General features: G+C 68.7%; 17 protein-coding genes, 2 pseudogenes and 2 riboswitches. Of the genes and pseudogenes, 8 read left to right on the plus strand and 11 right to left on the minus strand.

The annotated features are described in order from the left end of the window. Nucleotides 1–632: 632 nt before the first annotated feature. Nucleotides 633–851, plus strand: a riboswitch (cobalamin riboswitch). Between the two features lie 153 nt (nt 852–1004). Further along, nucleotides 1005–2357 (plus strand): tRNA uracil 4-sulfurtransferase ThiI, encoded by a 1353-nt coding sequence (gene thiI / locus M8I34_RS02420; protein WP_250047631.1) that lies wholly within the window; start codon nt 1005–1007, stop codon nt 2355–2357. Between the two features lie 235 nt (nt 2358–2592). On the opposite strand, the gene M8I34_RS02425 is transcribed toward thiI, so the two are convergent. From M8I34_RS02425 to M8I34_RS02445, 5 genes are read right to left on the minus strand one after another with little or no spacing between them, the layout of a single operon-like run. After that, nucleotides 2593–3384: an enoyl-CoA hydratase gene (locus M8I34_RS02425; protein WP_250047632.1), complete on the minus strand. Its 792-nt coding sequence runs from the start codon at nt 3382–3384 to the stop codon at nt 2593–2595. Next, nucleotides 3381–4361 carry a 3-hydroxyisobutyrate dehydrogenase gene (mmsB, locus tag M8I34_RS02430; RefSeq protein WP_250047770.1) on the minus strand — a complete coding sequence of 327 codons (981 nt, stop codon included), beginning with the start codon at nt 4359–4361 and terminating at the stop codon, nt 3381–3383. The genes M8I34_RS02425 and mmsB overlap by 4 nt, the downstream gene beginning before the upstream one ends. Beyond that, on the minus strand, nt 4358–5434 hold the full coding sequence (locus tag M8I34_RS02435) for an enoyl-CoA hydratase/isomerase family protein (protein ID WP_250047633.1): 1077 nt from the start codon (nt 5432–5434) through the stop codon (nt 4358–4360). The genes mmsB and M8I34_RS02435 overlap by 4 nt, the downstream gene beginning before the upstream one ends. Next, nucleotides 5431–6576 (minus strand): acyl-CoA dehydrogenase family protein, encoded by a 1146-nt coding sequence (locus M8I34_RS02440; RefSeq protein WP_374210841.1) that lies wholly within the window; start codon nt 6574–6576, stop codon nt 5431–5433. The genes M8I34_RS02435 and M8I34_RS02440 overlap by 4 nt, the downstream gene beginning before the upstream one ends. A 5-nt stretch (nt 6577–6581) precedes the next feature. Continuing rightward, entirely contained in the window at nt 6582–8081 is a 1500-nt protein-coding gene (locus M8I34_RS02445) for a CoA-acylating methylmalonate-semialdehyde dehydrogenase (protein ID WP_250047635.1), read from the minus strand. 211 nt (nt 8082–8292) lie between these two features. Then, nucleotides 8293–8479: riboswitch (cobalamin riboswitch) on the minus strand. 195 nt (nt 8480–8674) lie between these two features. Between M8I34_RS02445 and M8I34_RS41195 the strand changes: the two genes are divergently transcribed. Next, nucleotides 8675–8797, plus strand: a complete 123-nt coding sequence (locus M8I34_RS41195) for a hypothetical protein (RefSeq protein ID WP_284049896.1) — start codon at nt 8675–8677, stop codon at nt 8795–8797. Nucleotides 8798–9057: 260 nt separating this feature from the next. Beyond that, entirely contained in the window at nt 9058–9852 is a 795-nt protein-coding gene (locus M8I34_RS02450; protein WP_250047771.1) for an oxidoreductase, read from the plus strand. A gap of 246 nt (nt 9853–10098) precedes the next feature. Here M8I34_RS02450 and M8I34_RS02455 read toward each other — a convergent pair whose 3' ends face one another. Then, nucleotides 10099–10629 carry a DM13 domain-containing protein gene (locus M8I34_RS02455; protein WP_250047636.1) on the minus strand — a complete coding sequence of 177 codons (531 nt, stop codon included), beginning with the start codon at nt 10627–10629 and terminating at the stop codon, nt 10099–10101. Nucleotides 10630–11191: 562 nt separating this feature from the next. Here M8I34_RS02455 and M8I34_RS02460 point away from each other — a divergent pair. Continuing rightward, complete coding sequence (locus M8I34_RS02460; protein ID WP_250047637.1) at nt 11192–11944, plus strand: DUF4232 domain-containing protein; 753 nt, start codon at nt 11192–11194, stop codon at nt 11942–11944. A 504-nt stretch (nt 11945–12448) separates the two neighbouring features. Here the strand turns inward: M8I34_RS02460 and M8I34_RS02465 are convergent. Continuing rightward, nucleotides 12449–12811, minus strand: a complete 363-nt coding sequence (locus M8I34_RS02465; RefSeq protein ID WP_250047638.1) for a DoxX family protein — start codon at nt 12809–12811, stop codon at nt 12449–12451. Between the two features lie 176 nt (nt 12812–12987). Further along, complete coding sequence (locus tag M8I34_RS02470) at nt 12988–13551, minus strand: cupin domain-containing protein (protein ID WP_374210842.1); 564 nt, start codon at nt 13549–13551, stop codon at nt 12988–12990. Between the two features lie 80 nt (nt 13552–13631). Between M8I34_RS02470 and M8I34_RS02475 the strand changes: the two genes are divergently transcribed. Next, complete coding sequence (locus M8I34_RS02475; protein ID WP_250047639.1) at nt 13632–14483, plus strand: LysR substrate-binding domain-containing protein; 852 nt, start codon at nt 13632–13634, stop codon at nt 14481–14483. 124 nt (nt 14484–14607) lie between these two features. Here the strand turns inward: M8I34_RS02475 and M8I34_RS02480 are convergent. Then, a pseudogene (locus M8I34_RS02480) lies at nt 14608–15017 on the minus strand (DUF6086 family protein). A 293-nt stretch (nt 15018–15310) separates the two neighbouring features. Here M8I34_RS02480 and M8I34_RS02485 point away from each other — a divergent pair. From M8I34_RS02485 to M8I34_RS02495, 3 genes and pseudogenes are all read left to right on the plus strand, one after another. Then, a complete protein-coding gene (locus M8I34_RS02485) occupies nt 15311–15733 on the plus strand; it encodes a transposase family protein (protein ID WP_250047773.1) in 423 nt (140 codons plus the stop codon). 6 nt (nt 15734–15739) lie between these two features. Continuing rightward, nucleotides 15740–15916, plus strand: a pseudogene (locus M8I34_RS02490) (ISL3 family transposase); the annotation flags it as partial. 239 nt (nt 15917–16155) lie between these two features. Further along, a complete protein-coding gene (locus M8I34_RS02495; RefSeq protein WP_250047640.1) occupies nt 16156–16887 on the plus strand; it encodes a transposase in 732 nt (243 codons plus the stop codon). 1 nt (nt 16888) lies between these two features. Here the strand turns inward: M8I34_RS02495 and M8I34_RS02500 are convergent, their stop codons facing one another. Further along, nucleotides 16889–17722, minus strand: a complete 834-nt coding sequence (locus M8I34_RS02500) for an SDR family oxidoreductase (protein ID WP_250047641.1) — start codon at nt 17720–17722, stop codon at nt 16889–16891. A gap of 453 nt (nt 17723–18175) precedes the next feature. Continuing rightward, nucleotides 18176–18928, minus strand: coding sequence for a hypothetical protein (locus tag M8I34_RS02505; protein ID WP_250047642.1), 753 nt, complete (start codon nt 18926–18928; stop codon nt 18176–18178). Between the last annotated feature and the right edge of the window lie 1209 nt (nt 18929–20137).

Consider the following 20137-nt stretch of genomic DNA (forward strand, 5'->3'; position numbering starts at 1 on the left):
TGGAAAGGACCGTAGGGCCCTCCACTAAGGAGCACGAGTCTCTGGTGCCGCCGGCGGTCCTCCATCCTCGCCTGACCGCCATGCCATGAGCGCCGCACCGCTCCTGTCACTTTTGGCCTTGCTCTCCCGCCAGAACCTCTCCAAATCTAAAGTGTGGAAATTTCTCGAAGTACTCCACATGCAGACAATCGCCGGGTGGCCGAAATGGATCACTCGTGAGGGCAAGTCTGGACGGGCCGGAAGCTCCGGCCAGAGCCCCGAGGAGATCGCTTCCTCCCCCCCTCGCACCCCGTGAACAGCGGGATCCCTACAGCCTCGGCCGTCACTGAGCTGCACAGCCGTCTAACACTGCACCAGGAGCCCCATAGATCTCCATAGACCTCCATAGATCTCATTTCAGCCAGCCGCGCCCGCTGTGCCGTCAGTGTGTGTGGCGTGCAATCGCCCCCTGGCCTCAGCCGCCCCCCGGGCATTGCGCCACGCAACCGACGCGTATCAGCCAGAAGATGGCGTCTCCACATCCACGGGACAGCACGGCGGCGCCGGGCCTCTGCGGCCTGTGCGCACCATCACGGCTCGGTCTCCGTAGTCCCCCGCTGGCGCCCTTGTCCACCCTGGCCCGGCAGCTTGTCTACCCTGGACCGGCAGCTGGTTCATCCCGTCCGCCAGACGGGGTGTCGCAAGAGGGAACCCGGTGGGAGTCCGGGACTGCCTCGCAGCGGTGAGTGGGAACGACCGCCGTCATGAAGCACTGGGTGCATATGTGACCTGGGAAGCGACGGCCAGTAGGTGTCCCGTCCTTCGGGAAGTGCCCACGAGTCCGAAGACCTGCCACTGCTCGTGCGGGGTGCGATCACCGCGCACGGATCCACGCGTCCCGGCAGCGGGACCGCTGAGCGAGTGGTGTGTGCCACCCAGCCCTGCGCAGAGCGGGGACGGGCGGGGCCCGCGCCCCGTTCGCGGCCCGGCGCCGGCCCTCACGACGACTCGCGAAGGAGAGTTTCGTGCCCGGCGAACCGAGCATTCCGTCCCTCCCCTCCCCCAGGGCGCCCCGCCCGAGTGGGCCCTGTGTCCTGCTCAAACACGGTGAGATCTTCCTCAAGGGCCGCAACCGGCACTCGTTCACCGAGCGGCTCCACGACAACCTCCGCCGCGCTCTGCGGGGCGTCGGCGGTTCCACGTGGATCAAGTCCGGCCAGAACGTGACTGTGCTCGGCGGTGAGGTCGCCCTGGAGGTTCTTGTGGAGCGCGCCCGCCGGGTGATCGGGTTCAACTCGGTGGAGCCAGCCCTGCGCGTCCCGAGCACCGTTACGGACATCACCGAGGCAGCCGTGGACGCGGTCGCCGGAGCCCGCGCCGAGCGGCCCGGCATCAGTTTCGCCGTGCGGGTCAAGCGCCGGGACAAGGGCTTCGAGATGACCTCGTCGCAGTTCGAGCGCTTTCTCGGGGCGCGCGTCCGGGAGGCCCTGGGGCCACTGCCGGTGAACCTCTCCAGTCCGGATGTACGGATCTCGGTCGAGATCGACCGCAAGGAGAGCTATGTCTCCTGGACCCGTCACCCGGGACCGGGCGGCCTGCCCGTCGGGTCCAGCGGACGCGCCCTGGTGCTGCTCTCCGGTGGCTACGACTCGCCGGTGGCGGCCTACCGGGCGATGCGTCGCGGACTGCACTGCGACTTCGTCCACTTCACCGGCGCTCCGTACACGGACGCCGCTTCCGTGTACAAGGCGTACGCCCTCGCCCGTGAACTCAACCGCTACCAGCCCGGCGGGCGGCTGCACGTCATCGCACTCGGCCACGCCCAGAAGCAGCTGGCCATCGCGGGGGCCGGCCGGCTCCAGGTCGTCGCGCAGCGACGGCTGATGGTCCGCGCCGCTTCCGCGCTGGCGGGCCGGACCCGGGCGGAGGCCCTGGTGACGGGTGACAGCCTGGGGCAGGTGGCCAGCCAGACCCTGGCGAACATGGCCGCCGTCGACGAGGCCGCCACCCTGCCGGTGCTGCGGCCGCTGGTCGGCTGGGAGAAACAGGAGATCATCGACGAGGCCCGGTCCATCGGCACCGCGGAGATCTCCGTGCTGCCCGACGAGGACTGCTGCAAGCTCCTCGCGCCGCCCCGGGTCTCCCTCCGGGCCGGACTGACCGGCCTGCGTTCGGTGGAGAAGCGCCTCGATCTCGACGAGGTGGTGGACGGCCTGCTGCGCGACGTACAGATCATGTACCCGGGAGAGACCGGCGGGGAGGGGGAGGCCGACGCGGACGGCCCGGACAGCCTGGACACCCCGGACAGCGGCCCTGCGCTCGGCCGCCCCGGCCCGGCCGTGTGTGCGACGGGGCCGTCCGGGGCGGTGTCGTCATGACCGGGAGGGTCCGCGTCGGGTCCGCGTGATCGGGATCGGCCCGCGAAATCCGGAGCATGTGACGCCGACCGCCGTGCGGGCCATGCGGGCCATGCGGGACTGTGAGGCGTGCTCCCTGCCGACGCGGCTCCCGGGCCCGTCGGTCTGCCGGTGACGAGAGTGCTGAGCCCGCACCACCTTCGGTGTGAGCCCTGTTTCCGTCGACAGGGCTCACACCGAACACGGCCCCGCCCGCTCAGCAGTGGACGAAGTCCGGCGGCCGCTTGTCGACGAAGGCGCTCATTCCCTCCTTCTGGTCCGCGGTCGCGAACACCGCGTGGAACAACCGCCGTTCGAAGCGGACTCCCTCGGTGAGGGTCGTCTCGAAGGCGCGGGAGACCGCCTCCTTCGCCATCATCGCGACGGGCAGCGACATCCCCGCGACGGTGTCGGCGACCGCGAGGGCTTCGTCGAGCAGGTCGTCCGCGGGGATGACCCGTGAGACCAGGCCGGCCCGCTCCGCCTCGGCGGCGTCCATGGTGCGGCCGGTCAGGCACATCTCCATCGCCTTGGCCTTGCCGACTGCGCGGGTCAGCCGCTGGGATCCGCCGATGCCCGGGATGACGCCCAGCTTGATCTCCGGCTGGCCGAACACGGCGGTGTCGGCGGCCAGCAGGATGTCGCAGAGCATGGCGAGTTCGCAGCCGCCGCCCAGCGCGAAGCCGGAGACGGCCGCGACCGTCGGGGTGCGCAGTTGCCCGAGCCGGTCCCAAGCGGTGAACCAGTCACTCAGGTACATGTCGAGATAGCCCTGAGGGGCCATCTCCTTGATGTCGGCTCCGGCCGCGAAGGCCTTCGCCGACCCGGTGAGGACGATGCAGCCGACCTCCGGATCCCGGTCCAGCGCTTCGGTTGCTGCGACGACCTCGGTCATCACTTCCAGGCTCAGTGCGTTGAGCGCCTTGGGGCGATGGAGGGTCACCAGGGCGGTACGGCCCTTGCCCTCGACGCGGATGGTCCCGTAAGCCGTCTCGTAGGGGTGGGTCATGCGAGGGTGCCTCCTTTGGTGTCTCCTTTCGTGTCGCTCCTGGGTTCGGCCCCGGGCTCGGCCCCGGACTCGACTCCCGGCTCGGCCACCACTCCGTCCCGCAGGGCCCGCAGGATCCCGGAGAAGTCCTCGTCGGCCCCGGCTCCCGCCGCATACGCGGCATACAACTCCGACGCCTTCAGGCCGAGTTCGGCACGCACGCCGCCCGTACGGACCGCATTGGCGGCCAGGCCGAGGTCCTTGGCCATCAGCGGCGCCGCGAAGCCCGGGAGATAGCCGCGGTTGGCGGGACTGCCGGGGACGGGTCCCGGCACCGGGCAGTTGACGGTCAGGGCCCAGCACTGGCCGGACGCGGTGGAGGCCACGTCGAAGAGCGCCTGATGGGACAGGCCCAGGCTCTCGCCGAGGACGAATGCCTCGCTGACGGCGATCATGGAGATGCCGAGGATCATGTTGTTGCAGATCTTCGCGGCCTGTCCGGCCCCCGCGGCACCGCAGTGGACCGCCTTCCTGCCCATCGCGGACAGCAGCGGCTCGGCCTCGGCGAACTCGGCCGCGCCTCCGCCCGTCATGAAGGTCAGCGTCGCCGCCTCGGCTCCCACCACGCCGCCCGAGACCGGTGCGTCCAATGCCCGGTGACCAGCAGCGATGGCAGCCTCGTGAGCGATGCGGGCGTCCGCGACATCGATGGTGGAGCAGTCGATGAACAGCGTGCCCGGCCTGGCTGCCGCCAGCAGCCCCTCGTCGCGGTAGAGCGCGAGGACATGCCGGCCCGCGGGGAGCATGGTGATCACCACGTCCGCGCCGGACGCGGCCGCCGCAGCCGATCCGGCGGCCTCGATGCCCGCCACCGTGGCACCCGCCAGAGACTCCGCCGCCAGGTCGTACCCGAGGACCCGGTGCCCGGCCTTCACCAGGTTGGCGGCCATCGGGCCGCCCATGTGGCCGAGGCCGATGAAGGCGATGACCCTGCTCACCACGGAACCTCCTGCGGGGAGTCGCCGGTGGCCAGGGTCAGTTCCCGGTCACCGAGCGGGGCGAAGAAGCGGGCCACGTCGTCGTCCGTCACCTCGGTGAGGGTGGCGGGCGTCCAGCGCGGCGTCCGGTCCTTGTCGATCACCTGCGCGCGGATGCCCTCCACCAGGTCCGGGGCGGACAGTGCCGCGCAGGAGACGCGGTACTCCTGTTCAAGGACTGCCTCCAGCGGTCCCAGGCCGCGCGCCTTGCGCAGTGCGGCCAGCGTGACCTTCAGTGCGGTGGGCGATTTGGCGAGCATCGATTCAGCTGCCGCCTTCGCTTCCGGGGCGCCGCTCCCGAGGAGCCGGTTCACGATCTCCTCGACGGTGTCGGCGGTATAGCTGTGATCGATCCACTCCTGGTGCGCGCCCAGTTCACCGGGGGGCGCCTCACCGACGAATGCGGGGAGTACGTCGGTCACCTCCCTCACGGCAAGGGCCTCGCTCAGTTCCGGCAGCCGGTGTGCCGGGACGAAGTGGTCCGCGAGCCCGCACAGCAGCGCGTCCGCAGCTCCCACGGCCGTCCCGGTCAACGCCAGATGGGTGCCCGACTGCCCCGGGGCCAGAGACAGCAGATAGGTACCGCCGACGTCGGGCACGAAGCCGATGCCGGTCTCCGGCATGGCGATCCGGGAGTGTTCGGTGACGATGCGGACGCTGCCGTGCGCCGAGACGCCGACTCCGCCGCCCATCACGATGCCGTCCATGAGGGCCACATAGGGCTTGGGATAGCGGGCGATCCGGGCGTTGAGCCGGTACTCGTCGCGCCAGAAGGCAGCCGAGGCGTCGCCGCCGCCTCCACGTGCGTCCTCATAGATCCCACGGATGTCACCGCCGGCGCACAGACCGCGCTCTCCGGCTCCGGTGATCACCACGGTCTCGACCGCCGGATCGTGCTCCCATGCATCGAGGGCCGTGGCGATCCTGTGCACCATCTCGTGGGTGAGGGCGTTGAGGGCCCGGGGCCGGTTCAGGGTGATACGCCCCGTGCGGCCCTCGACGGCCGCCAGTACGGTGTCCTCGTTTCCGCTCATCGGACGACCTCCGTGAGCCCGCGGGCCACGATGACGCGCATGATCTCGTTGGTTCCTTCCAGGATCTGGTGGACCCGAAGGTCGCGGACGATCTTTTCGATGCCGTACTCGCTGAGATAGCCGTAGCCGCCGTGCATTTGCAGTGCCCGGTCGGCGATGGAGTAGCCGGTGTCCGTGGCGAACCGCTTGGCCATGGCGCACAGCTGCGGCGCCTGCGGGTCGTCACGGTCCAGCGCGTCGGCGGCCTGCCGTACCAGGGCGCGGGCCGCGGCGAGCTCGGTCGCCATGTCGGCGAGCCGGAACCGGAGCGCCTGCGCGTCCAGGAGAGGAGCGCCGAACGCCTCCCGGTCGGCGAGGTAGGACAGGCTGCGGTTCAATGCGTTCTGCGCGCCGCCCAAGGAGCAGGCGGCGATGCCGAGGCGGCCGCCGTTGAGGCCCGACATGGCGATGCGGAAGCCCTCCCCCTCGGCCCCGAGCAGGCGGTCGGCCGGGATGCGTACGTCGTCGAGGATCACCTGCCGGGTGGGCTGCGCGTTCCAGCCCATCTTCTGTTCATTGGGCCCGAAGGACAGTCCAGGGTCGTCCCGTTCGACGACGAACGCGGAGATCCCGTCATGCCCTCCCCCGCCGGTGCGCGCCATCACGACATAGACCTGCGCCGCGCCTGCTCCGGAGATGAACTGCTTGACTCCGTTCAGGACGTAGTGGTCGCCGTCGCGTTCGGCGCGGGTGCGCAGTGCCGCGGCGTCCGATCCGGCGCCCGGTTCGGTCAGGCAGTAGCTGCCCAGCGCCTCCATGGAGCACAGATCCGGCAGCCGGCGGACGCGTTGCCCCTCGTCGCCGTACCGGTCGATCATCCAGGCGACCATGTTGTGGATGGAGAGGTAACCGGCGATGGACGGGCAGCCGGTCGCCAGGACCTCGAAGATGAGTGCCCCGTCGCTGCGGGTGAGGCCGGAGCCGCCGGATGCCTCGCGCACGTAGACACCGCCGAGGCCGAGGCCGGCGGCCTTGCGCAGGACATCGACGGGGAAGTGCTTGTCGCGGTCCCAGGCGACGGCGTGCGGCGTGAGGTGTTCCTCGGTGAAGTCGAGGGTGACCTCGGCCAGGGCGAGCTGGTCCTTGGTGAGAGTACTGTTCATCGGGCTCATCCCATCGTCGGGATGGTGAAGCTCGCGCCCTCCTTGACCCCGGAGGGCCAGCGCGAGGTGACGGTCTTGGTGCGGGTGTAGAAGCGGATCGCGTCCGGTCCGTGCTGGTTCAGGTCGCCGAAGCCGGACCGCTTCCAGCCGCCGAAGGTGTGGTAGGCGACAGGGACCGGAATCGGTACGTTGACGCCGACCATGCCGGTGTTGACGCGGCGGGTGAAGTCACGGGCCGTGTCCCCGTCCCGCGTGAAGATCGCCACCCCGTTGCCGTACGGATGCTCGCTGGGCAGCCGCAGTGCCTCCTCGTAGTCGGCGGCGCGCACCACACAGAGGACCGGGCCGAAGATCTCCTCCCGGTAGATCCGCATCGCGGGGGCGACCCGGTCGAAGAGCGAGGCACCCGCGAAGAACCCGTTCTCATACCCGGGGAGTGTGAAGTCGCGCCCGTCTACGACGAGTTCGGCTCCTTCGGTGACGCCGATGTCGACGTAGCGGCGTACCCGGTCGAGGGCGTCCCGGCTCACCAGCGGACCGAAATCGGCGTCCGGGTCATCGGAGGCACCGATCCGCAGCATGGCGATACGATCCTTGAGGCGGGCGACCAGGCGATCGGCGGTGTCCTCCCCCACGGGAACGGCAACGGAGATCGCCATGCAGCGTTCGCCGGCCGATCCGTACCCGGCGCCGATCAGGGCGTCGACGGTCTGGTCGAGATCGGCGTCCGGCATCACGATCATGTGGTTCTTGGCGCCCCCGAAGCACTGGGCGCGCTTGCCGTGCGCGGCGGCGGTGGCGTAGATGTCGGCGGCGATCGGGGTGGAGCCCACAAAGCCGACGGCTTGCACGCGGGGATCCGCAAGGAGCGTGTCGACCGCCTCCTTACCGCCGTTGACCACATTCAGCACACCGGGCGGCAGACCGGCCTCCAGGAAGAGTTCCGCGAGCCGCAGCGGTACGGACGGATCGCGCTCCGACGGCTTGAGGATGAAGGCGTTGCCGCAGGCGATGGCCGGCGCCGCCTTCCACAGCGGGATCATCGCGGGGAAGTTGAACGGGGTGATGCCGGCCGTGACACCGAGCGGACGGCGCAGCGAATGGACGTCTATACCGCCGCCCGCGTTGTCGGTGAATTCCCCCTTGAGCAGATGGGGGATCCCGGCGGCGAACTCGACGACCTCCAGGCCGCGCTGAAGGTCACCGTGCGCGTCGGCGACGGTCTTGCCGTGCTCGGCGGAGAGCAGCCGGGCCAGCGACTCCCGCTCCCCGTCGACGAGTTGGAGGAACTTCAGCAGGACCCGGGCGCGGCGTTGCGGATTCCACTCGCCCCACTCCTGCTGTGCCGACTCGGCGTCGGCGATTGCCCGCTCGGTGTCGGCCCGCCCGGCCAGCGGGACACGGGCCTGGACCAGGCCGGTGTTGGGGTCGTACACGTCGGAGAAGAGCCCCGACGTTCCCGGTGCATGCTTGCCGCCGATGAAATGTGTCAGTTCACGGACCATGAGAGCCTGCTCTCGTCAGGTGCGATCCGGGGATGGCACGGCAGGCCGCAGACCACACCCGGTGGGGTGCGCGTACGGGCAGGCCGTGGGACGCGAAGGCCGAAGAGCCGTCGCGGAACTAGGGGTTGGCGTGCGCCACCGCTTGCTCCGCCGGATCACCTGGGTCGTGGGTACGGACCGGTGCCATGCGTGTCTGCTCCATCCTCGTGGACAACACGGAACACCCCGCGGCCGGTATCCTGACTCCCGGATCAGCGCGCGCCCTCCGGCCTTCCCGACGGACTTCTCCGTCAGTGGCCTGTCCTGCTCGAAGAGCACACTTCCCGGTCACAGTGGCGGGACCGCGCCGGATTCACGCCGGCTTCCCTGCACCGCGGGCCTTGCCCACGAACATATAGTTGGACGTCCTAGTAAGTCCACCCCGCCCCGCCGCACCAGGGGACCCAGGCCGTTTCTTTCGGGTCGTCGTGCGGTCCAGATGTGGATGGTTGCGAGGTGGGGTGCTGCTTGGTGGAGGGTGGCGGTCTTGTCGAAGGCCGGCAGGCGGCCTCCGGCACGGCCCCGTCGTCTGCGGTTCGCGAACCGGTCTCCCGGTGGAGGCCCAGGGCACGACTACCTTCGGCACCAACCACCTCGACGGCGCACGCACCTCGGAACGCCTGATCGCCGATGAACTGGCCCACCAGTGGTTCGGCAACAGCCGACCCGGGCATTAGCTGATGTTCGACGACCGGCTCTACGAGAACACCCCCAGCCGGTGCTGCGTCAGGAGGTGTCCGGCGACCCCGCCGTCACGACCCGACCGCCGACGGAACCGTGAGGTCCCAAGGCCCCCGAAGGGTGCTGGTGGGCGGGAATCCTCAGCGCAGGCCGCGTGGCGACGGGGCTGCTCCGAAACGAGAGCGGACACTCACCCAGTACGACCGATTCAGACGCATTTATTCATGCTGGAAGCGTGACGCAGGAGGAGATCCCGGTGGAGCTGAACCTGACGGACAAGGTCGCCGTTGTCACTGGAGGCAGCAAGGGCATCGGGCTGGCCGTCACCGAGGCACTCGGCCGTGAGGGCGCGCGCGTGGTGGTCGGCAGCCGTACGGAAACCACTGAGCTGGCAGCCCTGCGCGAGCGATACGACGTCACCTTCCACTCCGTGGATCTGGCCGACGCCAACGGTGCCGACACGCTGGCCCAGGAGGCAGCAGACCGACATGGCCGGATCGACGTGCTGGTCAACAACGTCGGCGCCACCAACCCACGCTCCAGCTTCCTCGACGTCGATGACGCAGCGTGGACGCACGCCCTCAACATGACATTCCTGAGCGCGGTGCGCGCCAGCCGTGCGTCGTTGCCACACTTGCTGGCCCACGGCGAGGGCGCGATCGTCAACATCAGCTCGGTCAACGCCCGCCTGCCGTTCCCCATGGTGGTGGACTATTCAGCGGCCAAGGCCGCCCTGAGCAACCTCACCAAAGCTCTGTCGGAGGAGTTCGCTCCCCGTGGCGTCCGCGTCAACGCCGTCGCTCCCGGCCCCGTACGCACCCCGTTCTGGACTGCCCCCGGCGCCTTCGCCGACACCGTCGCGGCCAGTGCGGGCGGCACGGCACAGGAGGCCCTGGACCAGGTCGTACCCCAGCAGATGGGCATCTCCACCGGACGCATCACCGAACCCCAGGAGGTGGCCGACCTCGTTGCCTTCCTGGCCTCCCCGCGTGCCGGCAACATCACCGGCGCCGAATTCGTCATCGACGGAGGCCAGATCAAGACCACCTGACAGGGGCTCGGGCGAAGGACGGTGGGCAGGTCCGTTGCCGCCGAGGAAGCCAAGACGGGCGCGATCGCCCACGCCACCGACCGAAGCGGCCGTTCGCCGACCGGGACTACAACTACGACACGTATCGCAGTCTGCTGTGGGAGCGGGTATCAAGCCGCCAATGGCTGCCACCGGCCGCCACCGAGGTGGCTTCGCAGACGTTGTGGCAGAGCCGCTACGCGTGTGCATATCCAGATGTTCAACGGGTCAGCCGGACACCGGGGCGAGATCGGCGGCGCCGAAGGAGACCGAGAACCGCTCGCACCAGATCACGACGCTGCGGAGCTTCGACAGGTCCGTGCCGGCCGGGACGGTGTAGTTCTGGCTTCCGAGGTTCCCCTTGAGCTTCCCCAGCGCGACTGCCCCGTCATCGAGCCCGGCCTTGGCCGCATCGGCGGCCCGGGCCGAAAGATAGACGCGTACATCCGGCCCCTCGGAGGTCTTGAGGTCCTCCAGCCGCAGCACTTGGCCGCCATCCGCCAGCCGGACCGTACGGGCGGTGCCACTGGTGTCGTGCTCGTGGGTGACGAAGCGGCCTTCGGCGAGGTCCTTCGGTCTCGTGCTCTTCATCGACGGTTCCCCGCCCTTCACTTCGGGGGCGGATGCCGTGGGCAACGCCTCGTTCACCGTGGTGTCGGTGAACGCCTTCCAAGGCTGGAAGAGATAAAGCCCGATTCCGGCGACGACCACCAGCACGAGAAGGAGGGGCACGACGGTACGGCGGGACACTCGGGACACCAGGGCCTCCTGAAGGGGACAGGGGGCCGACCGCTATCGGCGGGCCCCTCATGCGTACAGCAAACCCGCAGCCACCCCGTCGGGGCGTGGGGAAGGGCGCCTCGTAAGACACCGGTAACCAGTCAGGCCCGCAGTCCCGGCCGGGCTGCGGAGGGAGCGGCCCATGGTCAGGCCCTAGGTTCCGCATGGTTGTCCTCGCCCCGCCCCGCCCCCGCTCTGGGAGGCCTTGGAGGTGTCCGAGGGGTCGCGTAACTGCTGAGTGTCCTGACCGTTCCGGTCGCTGTGGGGCGGGACGCCTGTGGCTATGGCTATGACCTTGGCTGTCGGGCCTGTCGGGCGCTTGTAGGGCCTGTCGGATGCCCCTGCTTCCGCAAGCGGCTGGGCGTTTTCTTCCCAACTAGGCGGCTACGCCTGCCTCTTCGGGTTCTCCTTGACGTCCTTCCCCTCATCACGCCCCTGTTAGCCGGACGTTAGTGGAGCAGCAGCCTCGCAACAGTGGCCCAGACCAAAGTGGGTGACGTACCGAAGAGCCAACGACACCGACTGCCCCGGGGGACACCACATGAGCGCCACCACCACCGCCCGTACCGCTCGTCGCCGCACGCTGCGCATTGCCGCCGCGGCCCTGACCGCAGCCGCCGGCCTCACCCTGACCGCCTGCTCCGGCTCGGACGCCGCCGGCGCCAAGCCCGCGGGCCGCACGGACACGGGCGTGGCCGCCGCAGAGTCCGGCGGCGCGGGCTCCTCCGCCGGGGCCCAGGGCTCCGATGGCCAGGCGGGCCCCGGTGCCGAGGTCGACGCCAAAGTCGACGCGAAGGTCGAGGCCAAGGCGGGCGCTGCGGGCAAGCAGCCGGGCGGCGCGCAGGCGGCTACCGGTGGTGGGTCGGGCTCGGGCGTCCAGCGCTGCCACACCTCCGGCCTCAAGGCGTCGTTCGCCACAGGCGGCGATGCAACCCCGGACGCGGACGGTGCGACGACCACCAGCATCGTGCTGACCAACAAGGGCAGCAGCACCTGCAAGATCGGCGGATTCCCGGGCGTGGACCTCAAGTCCGAGAACGGCAGTCAGAGTTGGTCGCTGCGCCGTTCGTCGGCCAAGCACAGCTCGATCACCCTGGAGCCCGGGGACAGTACCGACTTCACGATCAACCTCGCCATGGCCAGGAAGGACGAGGCGCACCCCTGGATGCCCGCCTCCGCGGTCGTCACCCCGCCGAACGAGACCACCGCGCTGACCCTGAAGTGGCCCTGGGGTCCGCTCGTCGACCAGACCGGCGCCACCCACCCGGCCACCTTCGTCAACCCCATCGGCTGACCACCTGGGCACTGCCCTGGACATGAGCCAAGAAGATCTCTGAGCGGGACCAAGCGGGACCAGCTCAGTCCCCGTCGGTGCCCGAAGTACCCCTCGAAGGCGGCGTGCGAAGCGGAGCAACTCCCGCAGGCCCAGGCGAACGGCTACCACGAGGTGTGCTGCGACGACAGCGACCCCATCATGGCCATCTACAGCCGCTGACTGCTCTCCACCCGGCGAGGACTCGTCCCGCCCAGCGCCTGCGCCTGCGCCTGCGCCTGCGCCTGCGCCAAGAAAGTCCGCTGCCCCGGTGTGACGCACCAGGGCAGCGGACTTTCCGCTTCACGGGCCCCCGCCCCAGACGCCGGATCGCCGCCCCCCATTGCGGTGGCCGCCGGTCAACGACGCCGGCAGCGGCATCCGCGGCCGTTGGTCAGGGCACGGCGCTTCCCAGGCCATTCGGCATGCAAGGGAGCGACTGACAATCAACTGACAGCGCATCTGCCGGTCGAGAGTTCTGCTCGGTCACAGCCAGCTGGTGGCCGGCCAGATGGTCACAGCGGCAGTGGCGATGAGCCCGACGTTGAGCATGACCTGGCGGTCTTCGCCGGTCAGGTGCACGGTGATCGCACCGATCTGTAGGAGCACGAACCCGATGGCCGCGGCCAGAGCCAGCCAAGGCGCGATGCCGGTCGCCGGCGGCAGTAGCAGTCCGACGGCGCCCAGAACTTCGAGCGTTCCCAGCGCCCTGACGGCGGGTAGCGGTATGCGGTCCACCCAAGCCATCATCGGGCGGAGCCGATCGCGGCTGCGGATCACCTTGACCACGCCCGCGTAGAAGTAGAAGGAGGCGAGCAGTCCGGCAACGATCCAGTAGACGATGGTCATGATTTCCCTTCATGGTCACCGTTTGTGGGTGACAGTGACCCGCCGGCTCCGGGAGAAGTGCCCGAAAACGGCATGTGAGCGTGTGTGAGCGACCCGGACGCCGAGAGGCGGGAGCGCGGCCTTGGCTGTTCCCGGTCCGGTGGCGGGCAGCCGGGCGGTGTCGGCTCGTCGGGGCTTCAGGCGAAGTCGGTAGCGGGCTCGGTGGCGTAGCGGCTCATCGTGTGGATGGCGGCCTGGGGTGTCAGCGGCGTGCCGTCGGCGGTGATGCGCTGGAGGTCTCGGAAGTACTGCACATACAGGGCGGGGGTGAACGTGCTGAGCATGACGGCGGGTTGGTCGGTCAGGTTGGCGAAGGTGTGCGGGGCACCGGGCGGGACCATCACGAGCGTGCCCGCGGTCGCGTCGTAGCCCTTGTCCCCGACGGTGAACCGCACCGTGCCGGAGATGATGTAGAAGCCCTCGTCGTGCTGGGCGTGGCGGTGCTGCGGCGGTCCGTCGGTGTGCGGGGCGAGGACGGACTCGGCCATCCCCAGACGATGCCCGGTGTGACTGCCGTCTTCGAGAACGCGCATGCGCGTGGTCCCCATGACGATCGTCTCCCCGTCGTCGGGGCCGACCACCGATACGTCGGGGCCGATCACCGATACCTCGGGGCCGACCTGCGGTTCACTGGTCTTCACTTCACTGGTCTTCGTCGCTTCACTGATCTTCGCTTCACTGAACTTCGCTTCGTCGGTCATGCTCCGAGTGCACCGCCAGGGCCCTGCGAGTGTCCAAGACCTGTTCCGCCACGCCGATACCTTGCGGGTATCGTTGCCGCGTGGAGCTACGTACCCTGCGCTACTTCGTCGCGGTCGCCGAGGAACTCCACTTCGGCCGGGCCGCCGCCCGGCTGCACATGAGCCAGCCGCCGCTGAGCCGGGCGATCAAGCAGCTGGAGACAGAGGTCGGCGCCCTGCTGTTCGCCCGCTCGCCTGCCGGTATCGCGCTCACCCCGGTGGGGGCAGTGCTGCTCGACGAAGCGCGGGCCCTGCTCGACCAGGCCGACCGCGTCCGCGTCCGCGTGGCCGCGGCGGCCGGCGCCGCGACCCTCACCATCGGCATCCTGGGCGACGGCACCGACCCCGGCATCAGCAAGCTGGCGGCCGTCTTCCGCCGAAGCCACCCCGGCGTCGACATCCACATCCGCAACACGGACCTGACCGACCCGACCTGCGGGCTGCGCGCCGGAATGGTCGACGTCGCCGTGACCCGTGCGCCGTTCGACGACACCGCCCTGACGGTGCGTGAGCTGCGCACCGATCCGGTCGGTGCGGTACTGCGCGCCGACGATCCACTGGCCCGTCGCGACCACCTGAAGCTGGCCGACCTGGCCGACCGCCGTTGGTTCCAGTTCCCGCAGGGAACCGACCCGATCTGGCAGTCGTACTGGAACGGCGGCACGCCGCGCGAGGGCCCGGTGGTGCGCGTCGTCCAGGAATGCCTTCAGGCCGTGCTCTGGAACAGCACGGTCGGCTTGGCCCCACTCGGACACGACCTGCCCGAGAACCTGGCCGCGATTCCGCTGGTCGACATGGCGCCAAGCCGAGTGGTCGCGGTGTTCAACGAGGGCGACACCAACCCGTTGATCCGCTCGTTCCTCGAGATCGCGATGGCCGCGTACCGCCACTGAGCAAGCACCTCCTACCACCACTGAGCACCTACGACCCCAGCCGGGCACGACCGCCCAAGTGCCCAACGGGCCGGTCGCACGCGGCAAATCCATTCGGGGCCTCCGAGGCAGCTGGGCCGACTGCTTAGACCGCCATGCAGCGGCCCAGCTCGCGTGCCATCTGCTGAATGGCGGCTGCCCATGCCCCTTCAAAGGGATCCGGGGCCGTCGGGGCCTGGACATCCTTGAGGCCGTCGGCCTCGGTGAAGGCTGCTGATTGACATGTCACCTCGATGCCTGCTCTCTCCGCCAGGACCAGCACCGTGGCAACGAACCCCTCGGACAGGGCAACCATGACGGCGTGACTCGTTCGGCGGTGCCACGCGAGCAGGGCGTCGACGAACGCTGTGAAGACGACAGGTCGATCTGACATTCGTCAGCCTGCATGGCTCCGATGCCGGACGGCAGGCCCAGTTCGGCTTGATAGACGCTCACCTGGCTCATAAACAACCGGGAGGCCCCGTTGGACGGATTCCACACGGTCTGGTCGCCCATGTCGTAGTACTGACTCAATGCCGCCTCTTCCTGCTGCTCTTACCCGGCCAGCGTCGTGAGCACATGACGTTACGGTCAGTCAGGCAGAACTGCCGCTCGAAGTCGTCAACGACCGCTCCCCGAAGTCGGATCAGGCACAGATTCCGTGAGGACGATCAACGGGGTTTGTTCTCGGTGACGTAGTGTCATCTGGGATCGTGGTCCGGTGTGATGAGCTCGTCGGTGACCTGTTTCCGCACCTCAGCAAGTTTCTGGTGGAGCGCGTGTTCTTCAAGCGCGGAGCGGTTCACGTGATGACGAGAACCCGGGAGGCCGAGGTGGCCTGCCCGAGGTGTACGGCTGTGTCCAACCGGGTGCACAGTACGTACGGAAGGCGCCTTGCCGATACGCCTGTTGGGGATCGGCCAGTACTGATCGAGCTGACGGTGCGGCGGCTGTACTGTGAGAACGTTCGGTATCCGCGGCGCACGTTCGCCGAGCAGGTCAAGGGCCTAACTGTTCGCTACGGCCGACGTACGCCTGCCGCCCGGCGGGTTCTTGAGGCTGTCGCCGTTACACTCGGTGGCCGGGCTGGGAGCCGTCTGGCCGCTGTCCTGCACACACGGGTGAGCCGGACAACACTCCTGCGGACCGTTATGGCCCTGCCCGATCCCGACTGGACCGTTCCGAAGGTGCTCGGCGTCGACGACTTAGCCACCCGACGCGGACAGCACTAGGGCACCGTGCTCATCGACTGCGAGACCGGCCGGCCGCTCGATCTGCTGCCCGGCCGCGACGCATCGGCCCTGGCCGGCTGGCTTCGCGCCCATCCCTGCTCCGAGATCATTTGCCCTGACCGGGGCGGTTCTTACGCCGATGGGGCCCGCACTGGTGCTCCGAACGCGGTCCAGGTCGCCGACCGCTTCCATCTCTGGCAGAATCTCGGCACCGCAGTCGAACGCAGCGTGCGTCGCCATAATAACTGCCCGAAAAGGGCTGCTATGAGGGCTGATGGCCTGACGAACAATGCCGGTGCCGACTGTGCGGATGCCGAGAAGGAAATGTCGCCCATCGAGCCCGTATCCGCGAACGCCATGCGACCGTCCACGCGCTGCTGGCCCAGGGACACGGCATCCGTGAGATCGCCCGGGAACTGCATATGGGTGGCAACACCGTCCGCCGCACCGCCCGCGCCGCAACCCCCGAAGAACCGCTCACCGGACGACACCAGCCCCGGCCCAGCCAGCTCGACCCCTACAAACCCCACCTGGACAAACGCTGGGCCGAAGGACACACCAACGCGATTCATCTGCACGCCGAGCTCCAGGAACTCGGCTACCGCGGCAGCTACCAAACGATCAGCGACTACCTGCGATCCAGGCGCCGACGCCGCATCCGTGTTGTCGTCCCAGCACCACCGGGCGTCCGGCAGGTCACCGGCTGGATGACGCGACACCCCGAGCACCTGAGCGACGACGAACGCCGCCAGTTCACCTCCGTTCTGGCCCATTGCCCCGAACTGACCGCCCTCTACGGGCACGTCCGCGCATTCACTGAGATCGTCACAACACGCTCCGGCCAGCACCTCAAAGACTGGATCACCGCCACTCGCGCCGAGGACCTGCCCGGCCTCCACACATTCGCCACCGGCCTGGCGAAGGACTGGGACACCGTCCTCCAGGGGCTCACCACCCGCTGGAACTCCGGTCCGGCGGAAGGGCGGGTCAACCACATCAAGATGATCAAACGCCAGATGTTTGGCCGCGCCAAACTCCCGCTCCTCCGCAAACGCGTCCTACTCACGGCTGCCCGCTCGTCAACACAGTCAGTGTCGACGTACACGGGAGAGTGCCCAACTGAGTACGCATCAACGTACTCAGGACCAGGTTGAATCAGCGGAAGACACCGGCATTCTCCGATACCCACTGCTGGAACGGCCTGGCCGGGGACCCGGTGATCCGCGCAACCGTGTCGCGTACCTTCAGCAGTTCGTCGTTGACGTCCCCGCCGGTCACGTCGAGCACCGCGTCCGCGGACTCGTCTCCCAGAAACGTGGCCAAATGACGGTGGGCTTCCTCCCGGCTGATCTCGGCGATGGGCACATCTCGCATCAGGGCCTTTGCGATGGACTCCACTTGTTGGCGGGCCGTAACCCGTTCCGGACCAGTCAGGGCATACGTGCGCCCCTGGTGACCGGGCTCGGTCAGCGCCACCCGTGCCACCGAGGCGATGTCCGCGGGGTGGATCGTGGGGAGCCCGGTGTCCGCATAGGGCACGCGGACCGTTCGGTGCTCGCGGATCGACGCCGCCCACCACAGGGCATTCGAGGCGAACTGCGTCGGCCGTAGAATCGTCCAGGCCATGCCGCCGTTCTTGAGTAGCCGCTCGACAGCCATGTTCTCGCCGGCTGGGCCCAGGTGAGGATGGGTCTGGACGGTGATGGATGACACGAGCACCACGTGCTCGACTGCTGCCTGCCGGGCGGCGTCGAGGATGTCGGCGTCCGAGCCCATATGCGGCACGAGGAACAGCGAGCGCACCCCGTCCAGCGCAGGCTTCAGTGAAGCGATGTCAGCGAGGTCACCCTCATTCGTCTCGACTCCCTCGGGAAAGGAAGCCCCTGTGGCGTCACGAGTGAGACCCCGCAGCGGCCCGGCGCCGCACGCATGCAGCTCCTTCAGCAGAGCACTTCCTGTGTTCCCGGTGGCTCCCGTCACCAGAATCATGAGCCTTCTCCCGTCGTCAGTGATGACCTGGAAGAAACGCTAGGAACTCAATCGCACTTGAGGTCAAGGGGTTCCGGGCAGGTCTTGCCGCTGGGCCCGTTCATCCGTACGCCTCTGGCCACTTCGCCGAGTACGCCGACAGTCAGTAAGCAACAGACAGGACAACTGATCGTCCTCACGGAATTTGTGCCTGAGCCCCGAAGTCATGGACGTAGACGGGTACTTGCAGGTCAAATCGGCACACCTCGCTTGGCCAAAAGCTCCCGTGGTGGCCGTACCAGTGGGCGACGTACAGATGCACCGCCTCGTCGGCGCCACCCCGGAGGTACGAACTACCGGGCGAAACTCACGCAGCCGCGCTCCTGGAGCTCAGGACCACGCAGCACCGGCCGGGCATTGATCGCTGTGCCTAGTCGGCGCAATAGGGTCTGCCGCCGGATCCGACGGCAGACCCTATTGCGTTCCGGGCAACAGCTCGACTCGGACATCGTTACCGTCCTGGATGACGTAGGTAGGTCCGGTCCGCGGGTCCCAGCCGAGGGGCAACAGGTAGTAGCGGCCGTTGCGTTCGATGATCCGGCGTAGCCCGGTGTAGCGGTACCGGTAGTGCGCTTTCGCTCCCAGGTCCTCTGCTTTCAGCCCTGGCCCGGCCAGACTGAGGCGGTCGGTGCTCAGGACCGCGACGGCTGTGCGGCGCACGAGTTGGCCGGCGGCCTGCTGGGCCTCCTGTTCGCCCAGTTGGCTGGTGGCGAGACTGAACGCCCACATCATCAACAGGCCGCCGGTGAAAACGGGCACCGCCTTGCTCCACAGCGTGGCGGGGGTCGCACCTCCACCGGCCCAAGGAGTCTGCCCGAGGAACACTCCGGTCCCCAGCAGCAAGGGAGCCGTCCATCCGTAGGGTTGGATGCGGGACCATAGGAGAAGGAGAGCCAGTCCGGCCAAGATGAAGGCCAGGTGGGCTCGGACCACGGCCCGACCCCACCTCTCCAGCATGCGTGCCAGGCTCCCCTGTGCAGGAGCGGATTCCCTGGTGGTGAGGTGCCGTGCGGCAAGGACAGCCACGGTCAGGACGATCACGACAGGCACTTTCAGCACGTTCAGGCTCTGGATCGAGAGCTCGGCGAAGCCAAAGCCCAGGCTGAAAGCGTCCAGGCGGAAGTAGTGGTAGTAGGAGGTCAGGTAGACGGCGCCCAGAAAGTACATGATCGCTACGAGGAAGGAAGCCTGTGCCACCACTACGCCGAGCAGTCCGGCTGCCGTACGGTCCCCGGTCGGCTGCCCGGAAGCCCCGGAAGAAGCCGGCGTGGCAGGCCTCTCTCGTCGCGCGGCGGTTGCTGTTCGGCGGGTAGGGGCGCGCAAGCCAGTCTGCGGCCCCCTGCGACTTGGCTGAGGGCGGCGCGTCGCACCATTGCCCCGCGTGCGCGGATCAACTCGCCATGACTGGGGGTGCCGTTGGATTCCTCTGCTGCTCAAGTGCCTACCTTGCTCGTCCCGGCGCTCAGGTACCGGAGGGGGAAGCACAGGATCCATCCGGCGAAGGGCTGGCGTCAGGCGGGGGTGACGGTGTGGCCGGCTGCGTCGGATCCGGCCGGGGAGACGGGGACTGGGATCCGTTCGGCGGAGAACAGGTCTCGCTGCCCTCCCCGCCGGCGCCGCCGATGCTGGCGCCGCCGGTGTCGCCGCCACCACCGTCCCCGCCACCGGTCGGATCCATACCGCTGTCCGAAGTCGGGGGCTCACCATGGTCGACGGGTGGCGGCTTGACGGGAGGGATGGGGTCCCCGCCATAGGAAGGGCCGCCACCTGACGGATCCTTCCGTCCTCCCGAACCCGAACTCGAATTCGAACTCGAACTCGAACTCGAACCCGCACCGCCGGCCGCCGATTGGTCACCCACAGCACCGTGGTCCGCCCCGCCACCGCGGTCCGACGGAGCCGGAGCCGCTGAGGCAGACTCAGCTGACCCAGGGTTGACAGGGGCGTCAGCGCTGGTCTCTGGCTTCGGCCGGCCAAGGCCGGAACCACCCTCGTCACGTCCGCCGGGCTCCGCCTGGGCGCACCCCGCCGACGCGATCATCAAGGCAACGAGCGCCGCGTTTCGGGCCGCGTACCTGCTTCGGTCTCCCATCCAGTTCTCCCTCGAACGGCTCGGCCGCCCCAGTCGACGCCCGTCGGCACCCGAGCCCCACCGTCTCCGTCAAAAGGACTGTAGCCTCCGTCTATGCGCAGGGCACACAACTAGTCACGCTCAGCAGTCGACTTCGGTTCCACAGGGTTGGCTGACCACGTCCTCTCGGCGCCCGGGAATCCACCATGCCGACACGACGTGGCGCGACACGACGCGGCGTGACTCGGCAAGGCAGGCAGGGCAGGGCAGGGCAGGGCAGGACGATGCTCCCAGCCGCGCCCGCA

Origin of the sequence: Streptomyces sp. MCA2, from assembly GCF_023544705.1 — a bacterium.
GTDB classification, from domain to species: domain Bacteria; phylum Actinomycetota; class Actinomycetes; order Streptomycetales; family Streptomycetaceae; genus Streptomyces; species Streptomyces decoyicus.